The sequence below is a fragment of the Methylotenera sp. 1P/1 genome (assembly GCF_000384355.1).
GTDB lineage: Bacteria > Pseudomonadota > Gammaproteobacteria > Burkholderiales > Methylophilaceae > Methylophilus.
The window spans coordinates 1,198,540-1,220,156 of the sequence record NZ_ARWC01000001.1 but is presented as its reverse complement, the minus strand read 5'-3'; the positions used below and the strand labels follow the sequence as shown (position 1 = coordinate 1,220,156).

The 21,617-nt window shown below is 46.0% G+C and carries 21 protein-coding genes and 2 tRNA genes; 7 read left to right on the top strand and 16 right to left on the bottom strand.

Going from position 1 to position 21,617, the window contains the following annotated elements; translation table 11 throughout:
• The first annotated feature begins 92 nt into the window (after positions 1-92).
• From A3Q3_RS0105755 to mutM, 5 genes are read left to right on the top strand one after another with little or no spacing between them, the layout of a single operon-like run.
• Complete coding sequence (locus tag A3Q3_RS0105755; RefSeq protein ID WP_020182624.1) at positions 93-1,040, top strand: ATP-binding cassette domain-containing protein; 948 nt, start codon at positions 93-95, stop codon at positions 1,038-1,040.
• 9 nt (positions 1,041-1,049) lie between these two features.
• Entirely contained in the window at positions 1,050-1,796 is a 747-nt protein-coding gene (locus A3Q3_RS0105750) for an ABC transporter permease (protein WP_020182623.1), read from the top strand.
• A gap of 13 nt (positions 1,797-1,809) precedes the next feature.
• Positions 1,810-3,195, top strand: coding sequence for a GldG family protein (locus A3Q3_RS0105745; protein ID WP_020182622.1), 1,386 nt, complete (start codon positions 1,810-1,812; stop codon positions 3,193-3,195).
• A gap of 19 nt (positions 3,196-3,214) precedes the next feature.
• The gene (locus A3Q3_RS0105740) at positions 3,215-4,111 is read left to right on the top strand and encodes a DUF4340 domain-containing protein (RefSeq protein WP_020182621.1); all 897 of its coding nucleotides are present in this window, start codon (positions 3,215-3,217) and stop codon (positions 4,109-4,111) included.
• A 3-nt stretch (positions 4,112-4,114) separates the two neighbouring features.
• On the top strand, positions 4,115-4,960 hold the full coding sequence (gene mutM / locus A3Q3_RS0105735; RefSeq protein ID WP_020182620.1) for a bifunctional DNA-formamidopyrimidine glycosylase/DNA-(apurinic or apyrimidinic site) lyase: 846 nt from the start codon (positions 4,115-4,117) through the stop codon (positions 4,958-4,960).
• A gap of 27 nt (positions 4,961-4,987) precedes the next feature.
• Here mutM and A3Q3_RS0105730 read toward each other — a convergent pair whose 3' ends face one another.
• The 8 genes from A3Q3_RS0105730 to A3Q3_RS0105695 form a co-directional block, all read right to left on the bottom strand.
• Positions 4,988-5,368 (bottom strand): DUF5329 domain-containing protein, encoded by a 381-nt coding sequence (locus tag A3Q3_RS0105730; protein ID WP_020182619.1) that lies wholly within the window; start codon positions 5,366-5,368, stop codon positions 4,988-4,990.
• A 68-nt stretch (positions 5,369-5,436) separates the two neighbouring features.
• Positions 5,437-5,838, bottom strand: a complete 402-nt coding sequence (locus tag A3Q3_RS14280; RefSeq protein ID WP_081623268.1) for a GFA family protein — start codon at positions 5,836-5,838, stop codon at positions 5,437-5,439.
• A 162-nt stretch (positions 5,839-6,000) separates the two neighbouring features.
• A complete protein-coding gene (locus tag A3Q3_RS0105720; RefSeq protein ID WP_020182617.1) occupies positions 6,001-7,470 on the bottom strand; it encodes a sodium:solute symporter family protein in 1,470 nt (489 codons plus the stop codon).
• A 33-nt stretch (positions 7,471-7,503) separates the two neighbouring features.
• Positions 7,504-7,947 carry a DUF2147 domain-containing protein gene (locus A3Q3_RS0105715; RefSeq protein ID WP_020182616.1) on the bottom strand — a complete coding sequence of 148 codons (444 nt, stop codon included), beginning with the start codon at positions 7,945-7,947 and terminating at the stop codon, positions 7,504-7,506.
• Between the two features lie 35 nt (positions 7,948-7,982).
• Positions 7,983-9,539 carry a ubiquinone biosynthesis regulatory protein kinase UbiB gene (gene ubiB, locus A3Q3_RS0105710; protein WP_020182615.1) on the bottom strand — a complete coding sequence of 519 codons (1,557 nt, stop codon included), beginning with the start codon at positions 9,537-9,539 and terminating at the stop codon, positions 7,983-7,985.
• A 7-nt stretch (positions 9,540-9,546) separates the two neighbouring features.
• Positions 9,547-10,212, bottom strand: a complete 666-nt coding sequence (locus tag A3Q3_RS0105705) for an SCP2 domain-containing protein (protein ID WP_020182614.1) — start codon at positions 10,210-10,212, stop codon at positions 9,547-9,549.
• Positions 10,209-10,973: a bifunctional demethylmenaquinone methyltransferase/2-methoxy-6-polyprenyl-1,4-benzoquinol methylase UbiE gene (gene ubiE / locus A3Q3_RS0105700; protein WP_020182613.1), complete on the bottom strand. Its 765-nt coding sequence runs from the start codon at positions 10,971-10,973 to the stop codon at positions 10,209-10,211. The genes A3Q3_RS0105705 and ubiE overlap by 4 nt, the downstream gene beginning before the upstream one ends.
• Positions 10,974-10,984: 11 nt before the next feature.
• Positions 10,985-11,365, bottom strand: coding sequence for a gamma-butyrobetaine hydroxylase-like domain-containing protein (locus A3Q3_RS0105695; RefSeq protein ID WP_020182612.1), 381 nt, complete (start codon positions 11,363-11,365; stop codon positions 10,985-10,987).
• Positions 11,366-11,600: 235 nt separating this feature from the next.
• Here A3Q3_RS0105695 and A3Q3_RS0105690 point away from each other — a divergent pair, with 235 nt between their 5' ends.
• Complete coding sequence (locus tag A3Q3_RS0105690; protein WP_020182611.1) at positions 11,601-13,562, top strand: dynamin family protein; 1,962 nt, start codon at positions 11,601-11,603, stop codon at positions 13,560-13,562.
• Between the two features lie 108 nt (positions 13,563-13,670).
• On the opposite strand, the gene rpoH is transcribed toward A3Q3_RS0105690, so the two are convergent.
• The 3 genes from rpoH to A3Q3_RS0105675 all read right to left on the bottom strand — a co-directional run bounded on the left by rpoH (position 13,671) and on the right by A3Q3_RS0105675 (position 17,643).
• The gene (gene rpoH / locus A3Q3_RS0105685; protein WP_020182610.1) at positions 13,671-14,522 is read right to left on the bottom strand and encodes an RNA polymerase sigma factor RpoH; all 852 of its coding nucleotides are present in this window, start codon (positions 14,520-14,522) and stop codon (positions 13,671-13,673) included.
• 169 nt (positions 14,523-14,691) lie between these two features.
• A complete protein-coding gene (locus tag A3Q3_RS0105680) occupies positions 14,692-15,129 on the bottom strand; it encodes a hypothetical protein (RefSeq protein ID WP_152604057.1) in 438 nt (145 codons plus the stop codon).
• Positions 15,130-15,420: 291 nt separating this feature from the next.
• Positions 15,421-17,643: a bifunctional (p)ppGpp synthetase/guanosine-3',5'-bis(diphosphate) 3'-pyrophosphohydrolase gene (locus tag A3Q3_RS0105675; protein WP_020182608.1), complete on the bottom strand. Its 2,223-nt coding sequence runs from the start codon at positions 17,641-17,643 to the stop codon at positions 15,421-15,423.
• 280 nt (positions 17,644-17,923) lie between these two features.
• Here A3Q3_RS0105675 and A3Q3_RS0105665 point away from each other — a divergent pair, with 280 nt between their 5' ends.
• Positions 17,924-18,448: a hypothetical protein gene (locus A3Q3_RS0105665; RefSeq protein ID WP_020182606.1), complete on the top strand. Its 525-nt coding sequence runs from the start codon at positions 17,924-17,926 to the stop codon at positions 18,446-18,448.
• A 64-nt stretch (positions 18,449-18,512) separates the two neighbouring features.
• On the opposite strand, the gene A3Q3_RS0105660 is transcribed toward A3Q3_RS0105665, so the two are convergent.
• The 5 genes from A3Q3_RS0105660 to ftsY form a co-directional block, all read right to left on the bottom strand.
• Positions 18,513-18,589, bottom strand: a tRNA-Asp gene (locus A3Q3_RS0105660).
• A 61-nt stretch (positions 18,590-18,650) separates the two neighbouring features.
• Positions 18,651-18,726: transfer RNA gene (locus A3Q3_RS0105655), tRNA-Val, on the bottom strand.
• Between the two features lie 261 nt (positions 18,727-18,987).
• Complete coding sequence (gene ftsX / locus A3Q3_RS0105650) at positions 18,988-19,887, bottom strand: permease-like cell division protein FtsX (RefSeq protein ID WP_020182605.1); 900 nt, start codon at positions 19,885-19,887, stop codon at positions 18,988-18,990.
• Positions 19,880-20,548 carry a cell division ATP-binding protein FtsE gene (ftsE, locus tag A3Q3_RS0105645; protein ID WP_020182604.1) on the bottom strand — a complete coding sequence of 223 codons (669 nt, stop codon included), beginning with the start codon at positions 20,546-20,548 and terminating at the stop codon, positions 19,880-19,882. The genes ftsX and ftsE overlap by 8 nt, the downstream gene beginning before the upstream one ends.
• A 50-nt stretch (positions 20,549-20,598) precedes the next feature.
• Positions 20,599-21,612 (bottom strand): signal recognition particle-docking protein FtsY, encoded by a 1,014-nt coding sequence (gene ftsY, locus A3Q3_RS0105640; protein WP_020182603.1) that lies wholly within the window; start codon positions 21,610-21,612, stop codon positions 20,599-20,601.
• Between the last annotated feature and the right edge of the window lie 5 nt (positions 21,613-21,617).

Below are 21,617 nucleotides of genomic sequence, written 5' to 3'. Positions count from 1 at the left end.
TATATCGTTTTGCAAGAAACTTTTCTACAAGTTTTGCCTCAATAGGTGGTTGGTTTTTTTGACACATATAACAATTAAAGATACGTTTATTTATGGATAATTTAACAGTAGAAGCAGTTGATCTCACGCGCTTGTACGGGGGTAGGGCGGCAGTGAGCGATGTTAGTTTTCATCTGGCTAAAGGGCAAGTGTTAGGTTTTCTTGGTCCCAATGGTGCCGGTAAATCTACCACCATGAAAATGTTGACTGGTAATTTGGCGCCTAGTGCAGGTAGCGTCAAAATCTGTGGTGTCGACATGATTGAGCATCCAAAAGAGGCCAAAGCGTTGATTGGTTATCTGCCGGAAATGCGCCCCTTATATAAAGAGTTTACAGTAGATGAGTACCTGACCATTGCTGCTAGACTGCATCGCGTGAGCGGTAAACATATTAAAAAAGCAGTAGAAATTGCCAAAGCACGCTGTGGCTTATCGCACATGAGCAAACGCTTGATTGAGAACTTATCCAACGGCTATCAACAACGTGTGGGGATTGCCCAAGCCATTATTCATAACCCAATGGTTGTGATTCTGGATGAGCCTACAGTTGGCTTAGATCCCATTCAAATCCGCGATATTCGCGCACTCATCAAAGAAATTGGTCAAGAACACAGTGTGATTGTGTCTACGCATATTCTGCCAGAAGTCGAAATGGTGTGTGACCATGTACAGATTATTGATAAAGGTAAGCTGGTATTTAATGGCGGGATTGATGTGCTGAAACGTCAGCGCATTGGTAATAAGCTCTTGCTAGGCTTTAAGCGTACACCTACCGATTCAGCTTTATTGCAAATCCCCGGCATTACCGAAGTAGAACAAGTGGATGGCATGGTGCGCGTACGTTTTGCCGAAGGGCAAGCCCCGCATGAAGCGATTGTGGAAGCCGCTGTGAAAGAGGGCTGGGGGCTGTATCAAATCGCGCCCGATCAAACCAGCTTAGAAGACGTATTCGTGCAGCTCACTTATCAAGAAGCCGCTGCAGTAGAAGAAAAAGCAGCGTAAGGAACAATCATGGTATTCAGTATTGCAAGAAAAGAACTCAAAAGTATGTTTGCCTCGCCCATGGGCTGGATTATTTTGGCAGTGATGATGGGCATATTTGGCAATTACTTTGCCAACGGGGTCACGAATTATCTAGATGTAGCCTCAGGTGCGATTCGCCCAGCCGAGCGTATTGGGCTTACGCAGTTTGTTTCGCAAACCGTGTATGGTGCTGCTTCATTTGTCATGCTATTTGCTGTACCGCTACTTTCCATGCGCTTAATTGCAGAAGAGCGTAGAAGCCAAACGCTCCCCTTCTTGTTTAGTGCGCCGCTTTCCATCACAGAAATCGTGTTAGGGAAATTTGCTGGTCTATTAGGTTTTTTAAGCATCCTCATTGTCTATATCGCACTTACCTTATCAACACTCAATCTTTGGTCTGATATTGATTTTGGTTACATTATTGCCAACTCTGTTGGTTTGTTTTTACTGGTGGCAAGCTTTTGTGCGTTAGGCCTCTATTTCTCTAGCGTGACAACGCAGCCTATTGTGGCAGGCATTTTGAGTTTTGTTGCGTTGTTTGTGTTGATGATGCTGGATCGTTTTTTTGGTGGGGATCCAACCAGTATCATTGCTAACTTTTCGCTATTAAAGCATTTTGGTTCGTTTGCCAGTGGCTTGATTGATACGGCTGATGTGGCATTTTTTCTGTTGTTCGTGATTACATTTTTAACATTAACAATCCGTCGCTTAGATGCAGACCGTTTAAGAGGCTAATCCAGATTTTATTATGAAGATTAATAGCAAATTAAGATTACAAATATTGGCGCAAAACTGGATGTTTGTCGTCGTATTTTTATTATTGGTGGTGATGGTAGGTTACCTCACACACCAATACCGTTACGCAAAAGACATCACGCAAGCCAATCGCAATATCCTGACGCAAGGCAGCGTGAATGTACTGAAACAAATGCAAAACGATGTGAATATCACCGTGTATGCAACCAATGATGATGCCAATAACGGAGATACTTTCCGCAAAAGTTTAATCGAGTTCATGGCGCGTTATCAACGCGAAAAGAAAAACATTTTTCTTACATTTGTAAACCCAACTAAAGAGCCCAAACTTGCGCAAGATGCTGGCGTAAAAGTAGATGGCGAGACCGTTGTGGAATATAACAAACGCACCGAACACATCACCCCACCATTTGCCGAGCAAGAAATGACCAATTTACTGGTGCGTTTGTCTCGTACTAATAATCAACCGATTATGTATTTGGATGGCCATGGCGAGCGTCACTTACAAGGCATTAAGAATCATGATTTGGGCGAATTTGGTAAACAGCTGGAAAGCAAAGGTTTTAAGTTTGCTAATCCGGACTTAACCATTGCGCAAGGCGTGCCAGCCAATGGATCTATGTTGGTCATCGCAAGCCCACAAGTTGATGTGAGTGAAATTGAAGCTAAAAAAATCAAAGCGTATATTGAGGCTGGTGGCAACGTACTTTGGTTGTTGGATGACAATAACCTACATGGCATGAAGGAGGTGGCGGATTATTTAGGCTTAACGGTTTCTCCGGGCATTGTGATAGATAAATCTGCTGAACAATATAACGCTGATCCTAAAGTGGCCTTTGCCAGTTTTTATGGGGATCACACCATTACGCGTAATTTTCAGTTGCGTACGGTGTTTCCGGAAGCCCATGAAATCGATGCAAAAGCCTCGGATGACTTAGGCTGGAAGGTTGGCCGATTGGTTGATGTGGCGCCCAATGGCTGGTTAGAGTCTGACAAAGTACCTGCGGATGCAAAAAACTTTAAAGTCACTTTCGATCGCGCTAAAGACAAGCCGGGCCCGATCAATATTGGCGTAGCGCTTGAGCGTGAATACGGCAAAAAAGGTCAACGCGTGGTGGTCATAGGCAATGCCAATTTCTTGTCTAATACCTTTATTACTAATGGCGGTAATTTAGATTTTGGTATCAATATCATTAACTGGCTAGCGGGCGATGATAGATTAATTACCATACAGCCAATGCCGCTGAAAGACGTGAATATCAGTATTCCACAAGGCTCCATCAGTGCGATGGTGATTGGTTACGGTACACAATTTATACTGCCAGTGGTTATTTTCTTGTTTGGTATATTTTTCTGGTGGAAGCGTCGTAAAGCTTAACGGATTTTAGGAAGTCTCAATGAAAAAAGGTTGGTTAATAAATCTCAGTTTATTGGCAATAATTATTGGTATTTCTGTCTTTTTGCATTTAAGGCCACAGAACAATACACAGTCCGCAACGGAGCATGAAATTTCCCAACTCAAAATGGGCGGCTTTACTACAGTCAAAGTAGAGTTTCCTACTCAGGCACCATTGGCCTTTGAAAAAGTAGATGGTCTATGGCGCATGACTGCCCCATACAAAGCACGTGCAGATCAAATGTCGGTGCAGCGCATTTTGTCTATCATCGCGGCTAAATCCCAAACGCAGTTATCTACGACCGATTTAGCCAAATACGGATTGGATAACCCATCGCTCAAACTCAAACTGACGGATGCCAGCGCAACGCATACCTTTGCCTTTGGTGCTTACAATCCCGTGACTGAAGAGCAGTATGTTGGCTTTAACGATGCCGTGTACTTATTACCCGGCGCTTACAGTGAGGCAGCGTCTGCACAAGCCATTGAGCTTGTGGATAAACGTCCAATCGCGCCATCCGAAGCCAAACAAATAGTTGGAATGGACTTAGGGCGCTTAGAGCAATGGGAAGAAATTCGCCTGAACGTTGATATCGATACCCAAGGCAAATGGCAAATCAGCACGCCCAAAGCCAAGCCCACACAAAACGACATGAACGAGTGGTTGGATTTTACTTGGAAGCAAAGCCAAGCTACGTCAGTCGAGTTTTATACGCCAGACCGCAAAGCCACCTTCCCCTCGTTTGAAGTGAAGCTAAAAGACGGCAAGAAAATACACTTTGATAAAATGCAAGAATCCCCGGAATATCTGTTGGCACGCGCGGATGAAGGTATTATTTACCACTTTCCTAACGATGTGGGCTTTAGCATGACCAACCCACCCATCAACCTGAAATAAGCCATGCCGGAACTGCCAGAGGTTGAGACCACGCGCCTTGGCCTCATGCCTGTGCTCGGGCAAACCATCAGCCACGTGGAGGTACGTCATCACGGCTTGCGTTGGCCTGTTCCGCCACAACTGCCCAGCATTCTCACTGGTTTAACGTTACATAAGTTAGAACGCCGCGCCAAATATATTTTGGCCACCATGCAAAACGACACACGTAGCGGCACTTTACTCTTGCATTTGGGCATGTCTGGCCGGTTGTGCCTGCTAGAACAATTTAGCCCACCTGAAAAGCACGATCATCTAGATATTGGCTTTGGCGATGGCCGCGTAGTGCGCTTGCGTGACCCAAGGCGCTTTGGCGCTGTGCTATGGCTGGACGGCGATGTCAATCAGCATCCGCTATTGGCTACGCTAGGGCCAGAACCGCTGCAAGAAGCTTTTAACGCACGCTATTTGCATCACAATATGCGCACACGCACCGCGGCCATCAAAACTACCATCATGAATGCACACCTAGTGGTCGGTGTCGGCAATATCTACGCCAGCGAGTCCCTGTTTAGAGCACGTATTGCCCCGCAAACACCCGCCAATCAACTTACACTCAAACAGTGTGAACGCTTGGTAGAAGAGATTAAAGCCACGCTCAGCGATGCGCTCAAAGCAGGCGGCAGTAGTTTGCGCGATTTTTTTGGCGCAGATGGCAACCCAGGGTACTTTCAGCAAAGTTACTTTGTGTATGGCAGAACTGGCGAGCCATGCAGAGTGTGCGGAAAACCGATTTTAAGTGTCCGCCAAGGCCAGCGCTCTACGTTTTATTGTGGCGTTTGTCAGAAGGCATCACGTTCGGCGTCCCATTAACAGTGCTAGGCTGCATGCAGGCAGCACTCATGGCTTGCCTCCGCTGCTTAAAGAGCGGATTGAGGCAAGTTCCCTAGTGAGCCATTGCTGGCTCTTAACTGGCGGCGTATTGCCGCATTTGACTTGGTAGGACTGACCGGTGAAACTGCTCGACGAAGCAGCAAGCTCAATAAACTGTTCGGTACTGCGGAGCGTGCTCTTGCCCTCTAGGTATTCGAGCTTACGGAGAAGGTGAACTTTGGCCTCTGCGCCGCTGTACCAAGCGCCATTGCGGCTGAACTCACAGCCGGAGGCTTGGAGATTGGTCAGCAAGACATCGATTTCAGCGCGAACTGGTGCTGAGGTTGGTGCGGCGACTGCCGTACTGCTAGCGACTGCTAAAACCAGAAGGAATATTAGACGATTCATTGTTGCTGCCTAACGTTTGAATTTAGGGGCGCCGTTAGGCGTACCGCTTGAATGATTGGATAGGTGTATTAAACACGGCCTGGCTGCCATTCAGAATAAGCAGGAATTTTTCCATCATACTTAAGCCATGAAACTTCGTGAGATTTGAAAATATGAAATTCGGGGGTTTTTTGAGGAGGCTCATCCAATGTTGCTACACGTAAAACTACATGCTCTTGCCCTGTGCGTTGGGCAATTAAGTGAGTGCCACAATTTGAACAAAAAAAACGGAGTTTGCCCTTTGATGACTCAAATGACTTTAATAGTTCCTGACCACGCACCCAGCGAAAGTTTGAGTGTTTAACACCAGCGGCAGTATTAAAAGCAGCGGCATGAGCTTTTCTACATGTTTGACATGAGCAATGACTTATTGGAGTGTCAAGCTGAGACACTTCATATGCAATCCCACCGCAAAGACAACTACCTTTCATATGTGCCTTTCACTTTCGCCCCTAACGTAAAGTAACATCCTATTTGACGTAAAACATTCCGTCAAACACGTTTTTAATATTGTAAAAATACGTACTATTTTCAATATATTCATTGGGTTATTTAAGTTTAGTACAGCCTAAAAATATGATGCAATACATCAGCTAATGCTGATGCGGTCTTGCTGCATGCTCATGCAAATAGCCCTGTGGTTTTTCCGGGTTGCCGCCAATTTTTTGTGGCAATAACGAGCCAGCCACCATGCCCACTGCGCTCACGGCCAAGCCTATCAGTTGTGGTGGAATCAGGCTTGCTTCGCCAATCAGTACTTCAATCAGCACCCAGCTACCAATGCCGCCAACAATGGCTGCAAGCGCGCCTTGGCTGGTAGAACGCTTCCAGAATGCGCCAAATATAAGTGGAATAAATGCGCCAGCGAGTGTGATTTTATAAGCAGATTCCACCATGCCGAAAATCGAGAGCTCTGAATTGAGTGCGTAGAGTAAAACGCATATGGCAAAACCCACTAAACAGAAGCGCATGACCCTTAGAAAGCCTTTGTCGGTGAGGTGAGGCATATAGCCTTTAACAATATTCTCGGCAAAGCTGACAGACGGCGCAAGCAGGGTGGCGGAGGAGCAGCTCATGATGGCTGATAAGACTGCGCCAAAGAAAATGGCTTGCGCTAACAAGGGCGTGTGTTCTAGCACTAACGTAGGTAATACACGTTGTGAGTCTTCTGCCACCAGTTTTCCATAGACAGCCGGGTCAATCAACGTGGCAGAGTAGGCAATAAACATGGGCACAAAGGTAAAGCAAAAGTACACGCTTGCCCCTAACAGCGAGCCCCACAATGCAATCTTGGCGCTCTTGGCAGAGGTGATGCGTTGAAATACATCCTGTTGCGGAATGGAACCTAGCATCATGGTGACCCAGCCACCTAAAAAGGTAATCCACACCCAAACGTCTGCCCCTTTGGGGAAGAAGTCTAGCTTGCCCGCTTGGCGTGCATGCTCAATCACCGGGGCTACGCCACCTGTCATGCCGGAAACGATACTGCCGATATACAGTAAGCCGCCAATGACAACGATCATTTGTACAAAATCTAGCACTGCCACAGATAACATGCCGCCAAGCGTGGTGTAGGTGAGCACAATGGCGGTGCCTAAAATCATGCCTGCTTCTTCGCTAATGGCGCCGTGCGTAATCATATTAAAGATCAGGCCGAGCGCCTTGATTTGTGCGGCTACCCAGCCTAGATACGATACAACAATGGCAATGGTGGTGAGTACTTCTACGCTGCGGTTGTAGCGCATACGGTAGAAATCACCCAAGGTAATAATGTTGAGTTTGTAGAGTTGTGTGGAGAAAAAGAAGCCGGCAATAATCAAGCACATGCTGGAGCCAAAGGGGTCTGCAGCTACGCCGTTGAGGCCCTCTTGTACAAAGGTGGCGGATACGCCAAATACGGCTTCTGCACCAAACCAAGTGGCAAATACGGTGGCCATGACTACTGGCAAGGGTAGGTGGCGGCCAGCCACGGCATAATCTTTGGTGTTGTGTACGCGGGTGGCGGCGACTAGGCCAATCCCAATTGAAATCATGAGATAAACGATGACAAACCAAATGAGCATAGTCGCTTCCTGTTATTTAACTAAATCTATTTCCTATTCAACGCGATGCCAGGTTTGTGAGCGGCCAATCAGCGCAATACCAATGTAACCACGCACCTCAAGCTTGTTGCCGCTTTCGTCCAGAGTCATTTTACATTTATACAGTTTGCCGCTTTCGGGGTCTAAAATCTCACCGCCGTCATATTTGGTGCCGTTCTTTTTTAGTCCTTTGGCAATGGTCATGCCGATGATCTTTTGGCCTTTACGCTCATCGGTACATTTATCACACACGGCCTCGCCAGTATCGGTCTCGCGTAAGCCTTTTTCTACCACGGCGCTGTATTCGCCATTATTTTCACTAATCCTTATCAGTGAACGCGGTTTACCTGTTGTGTCGTCTATGGTTTTCCATAGGCCGACGGGTGTGGTATCTGCCCATGCAAGCGGCGCCAATAGAAACATACTCAACATCACACCGATGACGCCCAATTTACGCATATGTTTTCCTTGATAGAAAGTTTACTTAGTGAGGGTTACTTAACCAGAATTATTATCAAACTCGCCAACTGTAGCAAGACCAGCACCGCAATCGACAAGCTCGTCCACTTTTGCCATTTAGCATGGCGATGCTGTGCTTGTATTAGCTCTGCAAGCTTGGTTTGCTGAGGCGTATGCTGCTGTGCTTGAATATTTTGTTGTAAAAACTGATGTACCAATCTTGGCATTTCTGGCGCATTTTTTAGTACGAATGGCAGCTCTTTTTGTACAGACTTGAGGATGCTGCGCCAGCCGACTTGTTCGCTCATCCATTTTTTTAAGAACGGTTTAGCGGTTTGCCATAAATCAATATTGGGGTCGAGCTCGCGGCCCAAGCCCTCAATATTCAGCAAAGTTTTTTGTAGCATCACTAGCTGCGGTTGAATGATGACACCAAAGCGGCGCGACATTTGAAACAAACTGAGCAGCGTGCGTCCAAACGAAATGTCCTTGAGTGGCTTATCAAAAATCGGCTCACAAATTGCGCGGATAGCCGTTTCTAATTCTTCTACATTGGTGCTCGGTGGTACCCAGCCGGATTCAATGTGCGCAACAGCGACATCACGGTAATCGCGATTAAAAAATGCTAAAAAGTTACGTGCCAAATAGTATTTATCGGTATCGGATAGGCTGCCCATAATGCCAAAATCCAAGGCAATATATTTGCCTTTGTGGATGCCTTCGGTCGCTACTTGTATATTGCCAGGATGCATGTCGGCATGAAAAAAGCCATCTCTAAATACTTGCGTAAAAAAGATTTCTACCCCGTCATGCGCCAGTTGCGTGATGTCGATGCCTTTTTCCCGTAGCACATCTATTTGGCTGATAGGCACGCCATGCATGCGCTGCATGGTCATGACTTCCTTGCGGCAATCATCCCAATACACTTCTGGAATCAACAAGCGCTTATCTGGGAAATTTTTAGCGAGTTGCGTGCAGTTGGCGGCTTCCAGTGTTAGATCTAATTCGTGCTCGGTGTGTCTGGCAAATTCATCCACAATATCTAATGGCTTCAAGCGCTTGCCTTCGCTAGACAGTGCTTGCACCAACCAAGCCAGACTCTTAATCAAGGCAATGTCTTGATGAATGACTTTGGCAATGCCGGGACGCAACACTTTAACAGCTACTTCTTGACCATTGGCCAGCGTGGCAAAGTGTACTTGTGCGACAGATGCGCTGGCCACGGGTGCTGTGTCAAATTCTGCATACACTTGCTCAATCGGCAAGCCAAATGCGTTTTCAATCGTTGTTTTGACTTGGGCAAAAGGAAACGGCGGCACGCGGTCTTGCAGTTTGGCCAATTCGTCAGCGACATCCACTGGTAATAAATCACGGCGGGTAGAAAGCATTTGGCCAAACTTCACAAAAATCGGCCCCAGTTTTTCTAACGCCATGCGCAGACGCACTGCGCGTGGTGCAGATTGTTTACGCCAAAATAATACAACGTTGAGGACGCGGTGAATCAGTGTAAAGGCGCCTTGGTTGGCTAAAAACTCATCCAGCCTTGCCCATGCCAGTACATACAAAATATAAAAAAGACGAAGATAGTGCATGCTAAATTTAAGCGCTTTCTTGAGAGGGGGGTGAGCGACGCGTGCGTGGCTTTTTAGGTTTGGCCGCAGGCGCTTCGTCACTAGACGTGGAGGCAGGTGTGATTGATTGCGTCAGTTTATCAATACGCTTCTCAAAGCGCTCCACATCATGGCGGAGCGTGTCTACAGCATCGTTAAATTGCGTAACGTGCGTTTTCTTGGCCAGAATGTTTTTCTCTTCTTGCCAGTATTCCGACACCATGTCAGCTAAGTCGGTCGATTGCTTTTTGGCTTGTGCAAACATGGATTTGCTGACTTCACCTAATTTAAACGCCGCAATGTCTCCCACCACATGGCTGATATCTTCTTCAATATCCCAACGCATTTGCTGCAACACTTTGCTGACTTCTGTGGCTAAATGCAGATCACCCTCTACTTTAATCAGCGATTTTGCATGAGCATCGCCCGTTGCCAGTCGTAAGCTTAGACTAGGTGGAATGTGTACGGTGGCATCAGCCTGTGTTCGGTCTGGCGCAATGGCTAAGCTACCATCTTCCAGAATGATGAGGTGCGCTTGCATCAATACAAAATCAAACGTAATCATTTGTCCGGCAAATGGCATTAAGTGGGGTCTAGCCCAGTTATTTTGCTGGGTAATATGCTGTAAAAAGCGCGTCACCAGTGGAGCGATCATGCTGTTTTATATCCTTTGTGTAATGCCACCACACCTGCAGACAAGTTGTAATAATCCACACGATGGAACCCTGCATCCAGCATCATTTGTTTGAGTGTTTCTTGGTCTGGGTGCATGCGGATACTTTCAGCCAAATATTGGTAGCTGTCTGCATCTTTGGCAATCCACTTGCCCATCATAGGCAGCAACTTAAATGAGTATAGGTCATACAGTTTTTCCAGCGGTTGCCATACTTTAGAGAACTCCAAAACCAGTAGCCGTCCGCCTGTTTTAAGTACGCGCTGCATTTCTTTCAGCGCAACGTCTTTATGTGTCATGTTGCGCAAGCCAAATGCCACAATCACACAGTCAAACGTTTGGTCGGGGAAAGGCAATTGCTCGGCATTACATTGCATGGCAGGTATTGCTAAGCCAGCATCTAACATGCGGTCACGCCCAACGCCCAACATAGAGGCATTGATGTCAGTCAAAATCACCTCGCCAGGATTATGGCTGGCGTTGACCCCTACTTTTTTAGCAAATAGTTTGGATAGATCGCCGCTACCACCCGCGATATCCAACACTTTATCGCCCGCTTTCACGCCACTGGTATCTACTGCAAATTGCTTCCAGACACGATGTAGCCCAGCAGACATTACGTCGTTCATCACGTCATACTTTTGTGCTACAGAGTGGAAGACTTCGCCAACCTTAGCTTTTTTCTCATGCTCGGCAACAGTTTTAAAGCCAAAATGGGTGGTGTGTTCGCCGTTATTTTCCATGTGCAACATCCTTAATTAGTTTCTTTGCGCGGGTGCCCTGCAGCATCCAACTTGCCGATGTACTCTAGCCATAATGCCTGATAATTTTCTGCCAAATAATACAGATAATCCCAAGAGTATAGGCCGGTATCGTGACCATCGGAGAATACTAGCTTGACCGCATAATTGCCCACGGGTTCGATAGCCGCAATGTTGACTTCTTCTTTGCCAATTTGCAGCACTTCTTGCCCAGCACCATGGCCGCGTACCTCTGCAGAAGGCGAGTACACGCGCAACATTTCGCAAGAGAGCATGCACTCGGTATCGTTATCAAAATGAATTTCTAGCAGCTTGGACGCTTGATGAAGTTTAATGGCTGTCGGGCGCGGGGAGTCTGGAGTTAGTCCGCTCATGTCGATATCAAAAATAAGCAATTAATCAAGACTGAAATGATAACAGAACATCATAGATGACTGATTGTTTAGCGCGAATTATTCAAAATACAACATCGGTTGACCGTTTGTAGTAAAAAATTAACCACTTATCTGATATTTTTTTGAAAAACACATCTTAGTCTGCTGATTTATTTGATGCTTTTATAAATCATGCTAGAGTCACTATTGTAAAAAAGCGTGATACGGGACGGGTATGGCAGAAAATAGATTAGCACATCAATTTGCAGCTTATTCTGAGTGGAGAAGATCCCTAGTTGATTGCATCAATGATTATCGCAATTGGCTGAATGAGCATGAATTAAATGACTCTCAAGTGGAGCAGCGTATCACGCACTTACTTGAGCGTTTACGTGAAGATAAGCTCAATGTAGCTTTTGTGGCTGAGTTTTCACGCGGTAAATCAGAACTAATTAACGCGATTTTCTTTGCCGACTACGGCCAACGCTTACTGCCTTCCAGCGCAGGCCGCACCACTATGTGTCCTACCGAGTTGCTGTACGAAGCAACCAAGCCTACCTCATTGCAATTATTGCCGATTGATACGCGCGCAACCGATGTATCAACCTCCGAATACAAACGCTATCCTGAAGAATGGACCGTGGTTGAGTTTGATGTGAACTCCAACGACAGCATGGTGGAAGCGTTTAAAGAAGTCAGCCGTACTAAGCGTGTGACAGCAGAAGAAGCTGAGAAGCTTGGTCTGTATGATCCAAACAACAGTGACGACGCCATGAGCCTCAATAAAGATGGTTCTGTGGATGTGCCGTGCTGGCGCTATGCCATGATTAATTTCCCGCATCCTTTATTGGAGCAGGGCTTAGTGATTTTGGATACCCCAGGGTTAAATGCGATTGGTACTGAGCCAGAATTAACACTGAACATGTTGCCAAACGCACATGCTGTGTTATTTATTTTAGGTGCAGATACCGGCGTAACTAAATCAGAGATTGATGTGTGGCGCCAATACATTAGCGGTACACGTTGGAAACAAAAAGGCCGTATGGCGGTGCTGAATAAGATTGATGGCTTGTGGGACGAGCTCAAAGACGATGTGGAAATCGAAAAAGAGCTAGTGAAGCAAGTGAAAGTCAGTGCTGAGCTGCTTGGCTTGGAAACTACACAGATTTTCCCAACTTCTGCACAAAAAGGCCTGCTGGCAAAAGTGAATGGCGACGAATCCTTGCTTGAACAAAGCCGTCTGCCGCTGTTGGAAAAAGCATTGTCGGATGAGTTGATTCCATCCAAAAAAGAAATCGTACGCGATAACACCAAAAACGAGATTGATGATTTGATTACCAATACCAATCTGATTTTGGAATCACGTATCAGTGGTGTGCTAGAACAACTGGAAGAACTGCGTGGCTTACGCGGTAAAAACGAAGACGTTGTTGAGCACATGATGAACAAAGTGAAAGTGGACAAAGAAAACTTTGAAAAAGGTTTACAACGCTTTCAGGCATTACGCAGCGTGTTCTCACAACAAACCAATAAACTGTTCACATTGTTAGGCATGGATGGCCTGAAACACAAGGTGCACGATACGCGTGAAACGATGGTGAAAGCCAATTTCACCAAAACGATTCGTGATGCCATGGATGACTTTTTCTTGGAATTAAAAGGCCGTTTGGTGTCATCGGATGAGCATATTCAAGACATCAAAAAAATGATGGACGTGATGTACGAGAAATTTGCCAAAGAGCATGGCTTGCGCAAGTCTGAACCGCCGGCATTCTCTACCTTACGCTATCAAAAAGAGCTTGCTAAATACGAGCGTGCCTATAAAGAGCAGTTCAATACCGCTTTTAATATGATTGCTAACGAGAAAATGACGTTGACCAGCAAGTTCTTTGAAACCTTGGCCAGCCGCGTGATACATGTGTATGAAGTGGCTAACCGTGATGTAGAAAATTGGTTAAAAGCAGTGATTGCACCAATGGAATCACAAGTGCGCGAGCATCAGATTCAATTGCGCCGCCGGTTGGAGAGCATTAAACGTATTTACCAAGCCACCGATACCTTAGAAGACCGTATTGCCGAGCTGGAAACAGTAGAAAAAGCGATTCGTTCTCAAGTGATGGATTTAAAAGTATTGCGCCAGCACATGGGCAACGCTTTGGATTTTGATAACGAAGAAGCGGAGAGCCAAGCAGCTTAGTTGGCAATAAATGCACAATAAAAAAGCCGCACCTATTTTTAGAAATTAGGGCGGCTTTTTTATTTGCGTCATTAAAGCATCAAGTGATTAACACCCAGTGATTAACACTTAGTGCTCAAGTTCAGCCGTCATGATGCTTTTGATTTTCTGCATCGCTTTTTGCTCAATTTGACGAATACGCTCTGCTGACACATTAAATTCTGCGGCCAAATCATGCAATGTAGACGTTGCATTCTCGTTTAACCAGCGCGCTTCTACCACACGTCTGCTACGCTCGTCCAAGCTCATCAAGGCTTTGCTCAATCCGCTAGATTGACGTTGCTCGGTCTGTACGTTTTCTAAATGCTGTGCAGGTTCTGGGCTTTCATCTTCCAAATAAGCAATTGGGCTAAATGATTCATCACCATCGTCATCAATATGCGCGTCCAGAGAGATTTCCTGACCGTTTAAACGGTATTCCATCTCCATGACTTCTTCTGGTTTAACGTTAAGCTCTTTAGCAATATGCTGCACTTCATCTGCACTCAGGGTGTCAAAGCTTTGCTTCATGCTACGTAAATTAAAGAACAATTTACGTTGTGCTTTGGTGGTGGCCGTTTTAACTAGGCGCCAGTTGCGCACAATAAATTCGTTCATCTCGGCTTTAATCCAGTGCATTGCAAAGGATACCAAACGCACACCACGGTCAGGATCAAAACGCTTTACCGCCTTCATCAGGCCAATATTGCCTTCTTGAATTAAATCGGATTGCGGCAAGCCATAGCCTGCGTAACCACGCGCAATGCTGGCTACTAAACGCAGGTGAGACACGATTAACGCGCGCGCTGCTTCCAAGTCACCATCTTTTTTAAGACGGGTCGCATAATCATATTCCTCTTCTGCTGTCAGTACCGGGAACACTTTAATCGTGCGCAGGTATTGATCTAAGCTATCTAAAGAGGCTACTGAAGGAATGGTCAAAGCGTTGATAGTAAAACTCCTTTTCATTGACGAATAATTAATTTTAGCACTCTCGCTTGGAGAGTGCTAGTGGAAAAAAGTTCATGAAAAGGCTTTTATTCTAAATATAAACGAAGGTTTGAATGAACGGGTGCGCCAAACGTCACATTTGATAGAAATGGGATAGGTGCTAATCCAGTGAGAAGTTATAAATTTGCTCACCTTTGCCAAAGCCATTAGGCTGTACAACAAGTCTAGCAGACTCTGCGCTTAATTTTTCTAACGTACCTTTAGATGCAGGACTGAATCCTTTTACGGGAGAAACAATAATTAAGCCTGAGAATAAAGGCGTTTCTTTCCTAAGCGCTAAACCAAAGGATGTGGTTGCTCCGCCATTCGTTCGATACAGCCGATAATAATGATTTTTATTTTTAAGCTCGCCAATTTTTTCAAAACTTAGGTCTTTTCCATTGTTGTCTATACTTGTAGTGGCAAAAGTAATTAAGGCTATAAATGATATTGGAATAAAACAAGCTATAGCGATAACAATTAAAAGCCCCCGCCAAAAACCATATATATTTCTACTGAGCCATAAAAGTGAGAATGGAATTAGCAGTACCAATAACATAAAAATGCTGTAATTAAGTATGGGATTGCCGAAACGAAGAAAAACTGGTGAGAATAAGAGTAAGTAAAAAGATATGCACCAAAGCGTTATCCAGATGACTAAGGCTTTTATGCTCGCTAGGAAGTTGGATGTTTGAGTAAGCATAATATTATTTGAGAGTTAATTTTGACATGTTGTTTTTTAAATCTTGCGTTTAGCTACTGATTCAGACGTGTCGAAAGCAATAGCAAGTACATGCGCAATCAGGTGAGTGTATGAAACAGTGGAGTTTTGTCATTCAGCCAATTACAATCAAACCCGTTGTCTTGCCGTAGTCACATTTGGCAGCTGCTGAATCAGCGCCAACAATCGGCTCAACTGTTCTCTATCCGCAATTTCAATGGAAAACTGCATCAACGCCAGATTATTTCTGGTCATGGTATTGGCTTTGGTCGCATTGACCTTTTCGCGCACAAATAAATCGCTGATATCGCGAAGCAGGCCTTGTCTATCGTTAGCTTCTATCTCAATATCAATCGTTGTGCGGACATTCTGGCAGTTACCCCACTGCGCACCGAGTAGGCGATTACGTCGATCTTCCTGTAGTCGAACGATAAACGCGCAGCTCATGCGGTGAATGGTCACACCGTGATCGCGTGTGAGGTAACCTACAATCGCATCCGGTGGCAGCGGTTTGCAGCATTTTGCCGTGTTGGTTTGCAGGTTGCCAATGCCTTCCAGCACTATCTCTGATTGCGCTTTTTGTGCGGTGACGCGTCTAGGGGTGGCCGGTGGCAGGGGTTCTTCAGCTCTGGGCGCCATTTCTTCTTGAATGGTCAGGGCAATTTGGTGCTCACTGACATCTCCGCGACCAATGGCCGCCAACAGGTCTTCGAGTTTTTGAAAGTGCAACTTTTGGGCGATTTTTTCTTGATTAATAGCACCAATACCAGTGCGGTGTAGCTCACGGTCCAGTTTTGCTCGGCCTTGCGCAACATTTTCTTCAAAGTGCTGATATTTAAACCAGTGCCGTACTTTGGCGCGTGCGCCTGGACTTTGCAGAAAACCCAGTGATGCATTAAGCCAATCGCGGCTGGGCGAGCCATATTTTGACGTTAAGATTTCCACACGCTGGCCATTTTGAAGTTTAGTGTTCAGAGAGACGATGCTGCCATTGATTTTGGCGCCGCGTGTGCGGTGTCCCAAATCAGTATGCAGAGTATAAGCAAAATCGATAGGGGTGGCGCCTTTAGGTAGGTCGATCACTTTGCCTTGTGGTGTCAGCACGTAGACTTTGTCTTGAAACAGTTCACTTTTAAATTGCTCTAGTAAGTCACTGCTATCGGATGCTTCATCTTTCCATGCCAATATCTGGCGCAGCCAAGCGATTTTCTCGTCAAACTTGGCATCGGATTTCCCACCTTCTTTATAGCGCCAGTGTGCTGCTACGCCAAGTTCGGAATACTGGTGCATTTCAAACGTGCGGATTTGCACTTCTAGCGCCAAACCACGCGGACCTGTCACAGCCGTGTGTAATGAACGGTAGTTATTGCTTTTAGGGCGGGCAATGTAGTCGTCAAACTCGCCAGGGATAGGCTGCCATAGGTTATGCACAAGACCTAGCGCTGCATAGCAGTCCTTGATGTCTTCAACTAGAATTCTCACTGCACGAACATCGTAGAGTTCGCTAAAGTCCAAGCCCTTGCTCTTCATCTTTTTAATGATGCTGTAGATGTGCTTGGGTCGTCCACTCACATCACCCTGAATGCCAGTTTGGCTTAATTCATGTTTAAGTTGTGCCACGACATCGATAATGTATTGCTCTCGGTCTATGCGACGTTCGTCCAACTTTTTAGCAACATCTTTGTATAGTTGCGGCTCCAGATAGCGTAACGAGAGATCTTCTAACTCCCATTTTAGCTGCCACACGCCAAGGCGGTTGGCCAGAGGTGCAAATACTCCTTGGCTTTCTTGCGCTATCTGTTTTTGTAAATCTAGGCTGGCGCCAGATAAATGGCGTAAGGTTTGCGTGCGCTCTGCCAATTTAATAAGCACTACGCGGATATCTTCCACCATGGCTAGCAGCATTTTGCGCAAGCCCTCTATTTGTCGCGCTTGATCGTCAGTTTTCCGTTCTGGGTCACGTAGGCCATCCATCTCGCTTAATGCTTGAATTTGTTCCATACGTGAAATGCCATCGACCAAATCTGCAATATTGGCGCTAAAACGGTCTTTTAGCGTTGCTTGCCAGTCAGCCATATGCGTTGGCAAAGCGTGCAAGATGGCGGCAGCAATGGTATCTACATCCATGTTCATCTCTATGAGGATGGTGGCTGTACCGAGTGCATGCGCTAGCAATGGCGTGCCGGTCACTTCAAGATGGTCAGCGTAGACTGCAGTGGCTAAATTGCAGGCGTCACGGATCAGCGCGATTTCGGTGGATGAAAAGCGTTTGGCAGAGGATGCAACCCATGCGGCAATGTCCTGTGCATGGGGGTTGAGTGAAACAGAAGTGGAGTGATGTGCAGAAACCATAAAATATTATCGCATCAAAGCGCTTGCCGTGCGTTGAACAGTGCATATTGAAAGATTTTCGAACGCATGTAAATAGACGTCAATCAAACGTATATGCGCCAATATCCATGCTCAAGAAAATACATTGCCCGAACTTTTTGATTAAAAATTTGCCGAAGTCAATGTAGTGATGTTCGTATTCAGCAATCATAAAATATATACCGTAATCGCTTTGTGCACGAATTAGGCAGTATCCACCTTTGAGTAGTAGATAGCTCGAATCTTAAATAAGGAGATCACCATGAATCGTCGACTGTATTTTATGTTACCCAATATAGATAGTGCGCATGCAATGATGAATGATTTGTTACTTGCGCGCGTAAGCGCTAATCGCATCCACTTTCTTGCCAAGCAGGGGACGCCAATGGATGATTTACCCGAGCCTGCTGTGTCTGAACGTACCGATTTGATTGAAGGCTGGGAAATAGGTACAGGGCTGGGCGCACTTGCCGGATTGGCAGCGGGGCTGGTGGCTATTGCTATTCCAACTTGGTGGTATACAAAGCCGATTCCTATGGTGGCCATGATACTTATTTGTGTATTGGTTGGGTTGTTGGCAGGCGGTGTGTGGACAGCAATTGTTGCAACGAATATACCGAATACACAACTAAAACGGTTTGAGAGCAGAATTGCAAAAGGGCAAGTGCTCATGATTGTGATTGCACCCTTTCAACGCGTGCAGGAGGTGCGTGATTTAGTGGCTGAGAAGCACCCGGAGATTTCGTTTGATGGTGTGTGGCCGACAGAGCATGTCTTATTCCCTTGACACATGGTTAAATGGTTAATGTGGCAATAAAAAAGCCTGCACATGTGCAGGCTTTTTTATTCATTGGCGGAGTGGACGGGACTCGAACCCGCGACCCCCGGCGTGACAGGCCGGTATTCTAACCAACTGAACTACCACTCCTAAAACTATCACTTTGGCACTGATGCGTGTATTAAACGCGACTTGCGACTACTGTGTTGAATGGTGGGTGCTAACGGGGTCGAACCGCTGACATTCGCCTTGTAAGGGCGACGCTCTACCAACTGAGCTAAGCACCCTGCCTAACCAACAGGGAGCGCATTCTACAACATATTCTGAAGATTGGAAAACTTAAATTGATAAATACCAATTATTTTTATGGTACGAGGCACATTTTCTGACTTGTGATGGCATTGGCTACGCACAAAAAATAAAGGCACGCCTAGAGGAGTGCCTTTTTTAAAGAGGGATGCGCTAAATTATTGTTGATTAAAAACGCGCAAGCGGACTTTAACAAGTTTGATGCTAGATCAACAATCCCCTGTTTAGGGGGTTGAGTCTTATGCAGATTTAATTCTGAGCGTGATGGCCAAATATGCTGCTAACCAGCCGATGATAATCGAGAGTGCTAGCATGTACAGGTAAGTCGCGGAAAAATTGATCTGCAAGGTAAAGTCAGAAGCGTACTCGCGCGCGAGTTGCACCACAGATAGATTGAACAGATAAAGAATGAACCACAAGAGCAAGCAAGCAATGATGCCGCCACCTAGGCCATAGAGCGTGCCAAGGTATAAGAATGGGCGACGGATAAAACTTTGTGTGGCGCCAAATAACTCGCTGACTTCAATCTCTTCTTTGTGCGTGAGAATTTGCATGCGGATGGTATTGCTAATCACCGCAATCAATGCAAAGCCAAGCAAGCAGCCAAAAATCCATACTGCCTTGCTGCCAATATTCAAAATGCTATTGAGGCGATTGACCCAAGCGCTATCTATCACCACTTCTGCCACGCCATCTAAATCTTGAAGCGATGTTTTGAGTGTGGCCATGGCTTCTTGTTGTAGCGATTTAGGGGTAATAAAGAAAGCATTAGGCAGTGGATTTTGGTTGAGCGAGGCAATCAGCTCTGGATTATTGGTCGTTTCCATCAATTGCTTGAGTGCAGTTTCTTTGGGGACAAAGGTGAATTCGGCAATGTCAGCTTGTTTGCTGAGGTGTGTTTTAATGGCATCGATGTTGGCTTGAGAGGCCTCTTTTTGTAAAAACACACTCATTTGCGTATCTTGTTTTACATCGTGAATCAGCGTGTTTGCATTTTGTAATATCACGTAAATCAAGCTAGGGATTGCCAATGTCACGCCAATGACAGTGATAATTAATACAGTGCTTAGCCATTGCTGGCGCAGTCGATCGATGACCAGCATGGCCGCTTGTTGGTGTTGATTGAGCCATTTATGCATGTTGCGTCAGCGTGGTCAAACGCCCTTTGTCTAGATGCAGTATGCGGTTTGCAGTTTGTTGTGTCGTGGCGGCATCATGCATGGCAATAATCATGGTCACCCCAACTTGGTTAAATGCTTGAAATAACTGCATGATATCGGCTGCGTAATTGGTATCTAAATTACCGGTGGGTTCATCCGCAATTAAAATAGCTGGCCGGCTCACCACTGCGCGCGCAATGGCTAAGCGTTGCTGCTCACCGCCAGATAGCGTGATAGGCATGGCTTTTTCTTTATTGAGTAAGCCGACTTTATCTAATGCAGCACGCACGCGCTTAGCAGCTTCATCTCCGGTAATGCCATTGATGCTGAGCGGCAGCGCGACATTGTGAAAGCAGTTTCTGTCGTACAGTAATTTATGGTCTTGAAAAATCAGGCCAAACTTTCTACGTAAAAAAGGTAAAGCGGCCGCACTGATTTTGCTGACATTTTGGTTGTTAATCAGTACTGTGCCGTGTGTTGGACGCTCAATGGCGGCAATGAGTTTGAGTAATGTGCTTTTGCCAGCGCCAGAATGCCCGGTGACAAACACCATTTCTCCATCGTCGATGGAGAAGCTGAGTTGTTGCAAAATATCGCCACTGCTCGGGTAGCGTTTGGTGACTTGATCAAACACAATCATGATGGTGTGTACGCGTAGACATGAATAGGATTATAGCTAAGAATCAAAGGTCAAGCCTCATCATCAAACAGCGCGTCGACAAAAGCCTGCGCACTAAACGGTCTTAAATCATCAATGGCTTCACCTATCCCAATATAGCGCACAGGAATCGGTCTAGCCTCTGCAATGGCAGCAATCACGCCGCCTTTGGCTGTGCCATCCAACTTGCTTAACACCAAGCCTGTCACGCCTAAAGCATCGTCAAAGGCTTTCACCTGACTCACCGCGTTTTGACCGGTATTGGCGTCTAGCACCAGTAACACTTCATGCGGCGCGCCAGGGTAAGCTTTATCAATCACGCGTTGTACTTTTTTAATTTCATCCATTAAATGGATTTGCGTAGGCAAGCGGCCAGCCGTGTCGGCAATTACCACATCAATTTTTTTGGCAATGGCCGAATTGACCGCATCAAAAATAACGGCAGCAGCATCACCACCCTCGGAAGCAATCACATGCACTTGATTGCGTTCACCCCATACTTGTAATTGCTCACGCGCCGCTGCACGGAACGTATCGCCTGCCGCAATCAGTACACTTTTACCTTCACTTTGAAAATGTTTGGCCAGCTTGCCAATGGTGGTGGTTTTACCAGCTCCATTTACCCCTGCCAGCATGATCACAAATGGTGTATGCGTGTCGGTTTCAAGCGGTACTTCGAGTGGCTGTAACACAGCAAGTAGCTCAGCTTTTAATGCCCCTTTGAGCGCGGAGGTGTCTTCAAGTTGATCGCGCGTCACGCGTTTTTTTAATTGGCTGAGCAGCTTTTCCGTAGCGGCTACGCCGATATCGGAGGTCAGTAAAATGGTTTCCAGTTCATCATAAGTGTCTGCATCAATTTTACCGCCGCCAAACAGGGTGGCCAGCTGGCTGCTAAACTGTTGCCTTGTTTTGGCAAGCCCTTGCTTTAAACGTTGTGCAAAGCTAACTGGTGTGGGATCAGCTGCTTTTACTACAGGCTGAGCTACCTTTTCGCTTGGCGCAATTTCTTGATCTGTCTCGGATTTTTTCTTGAAAATATTAAACATCTTGA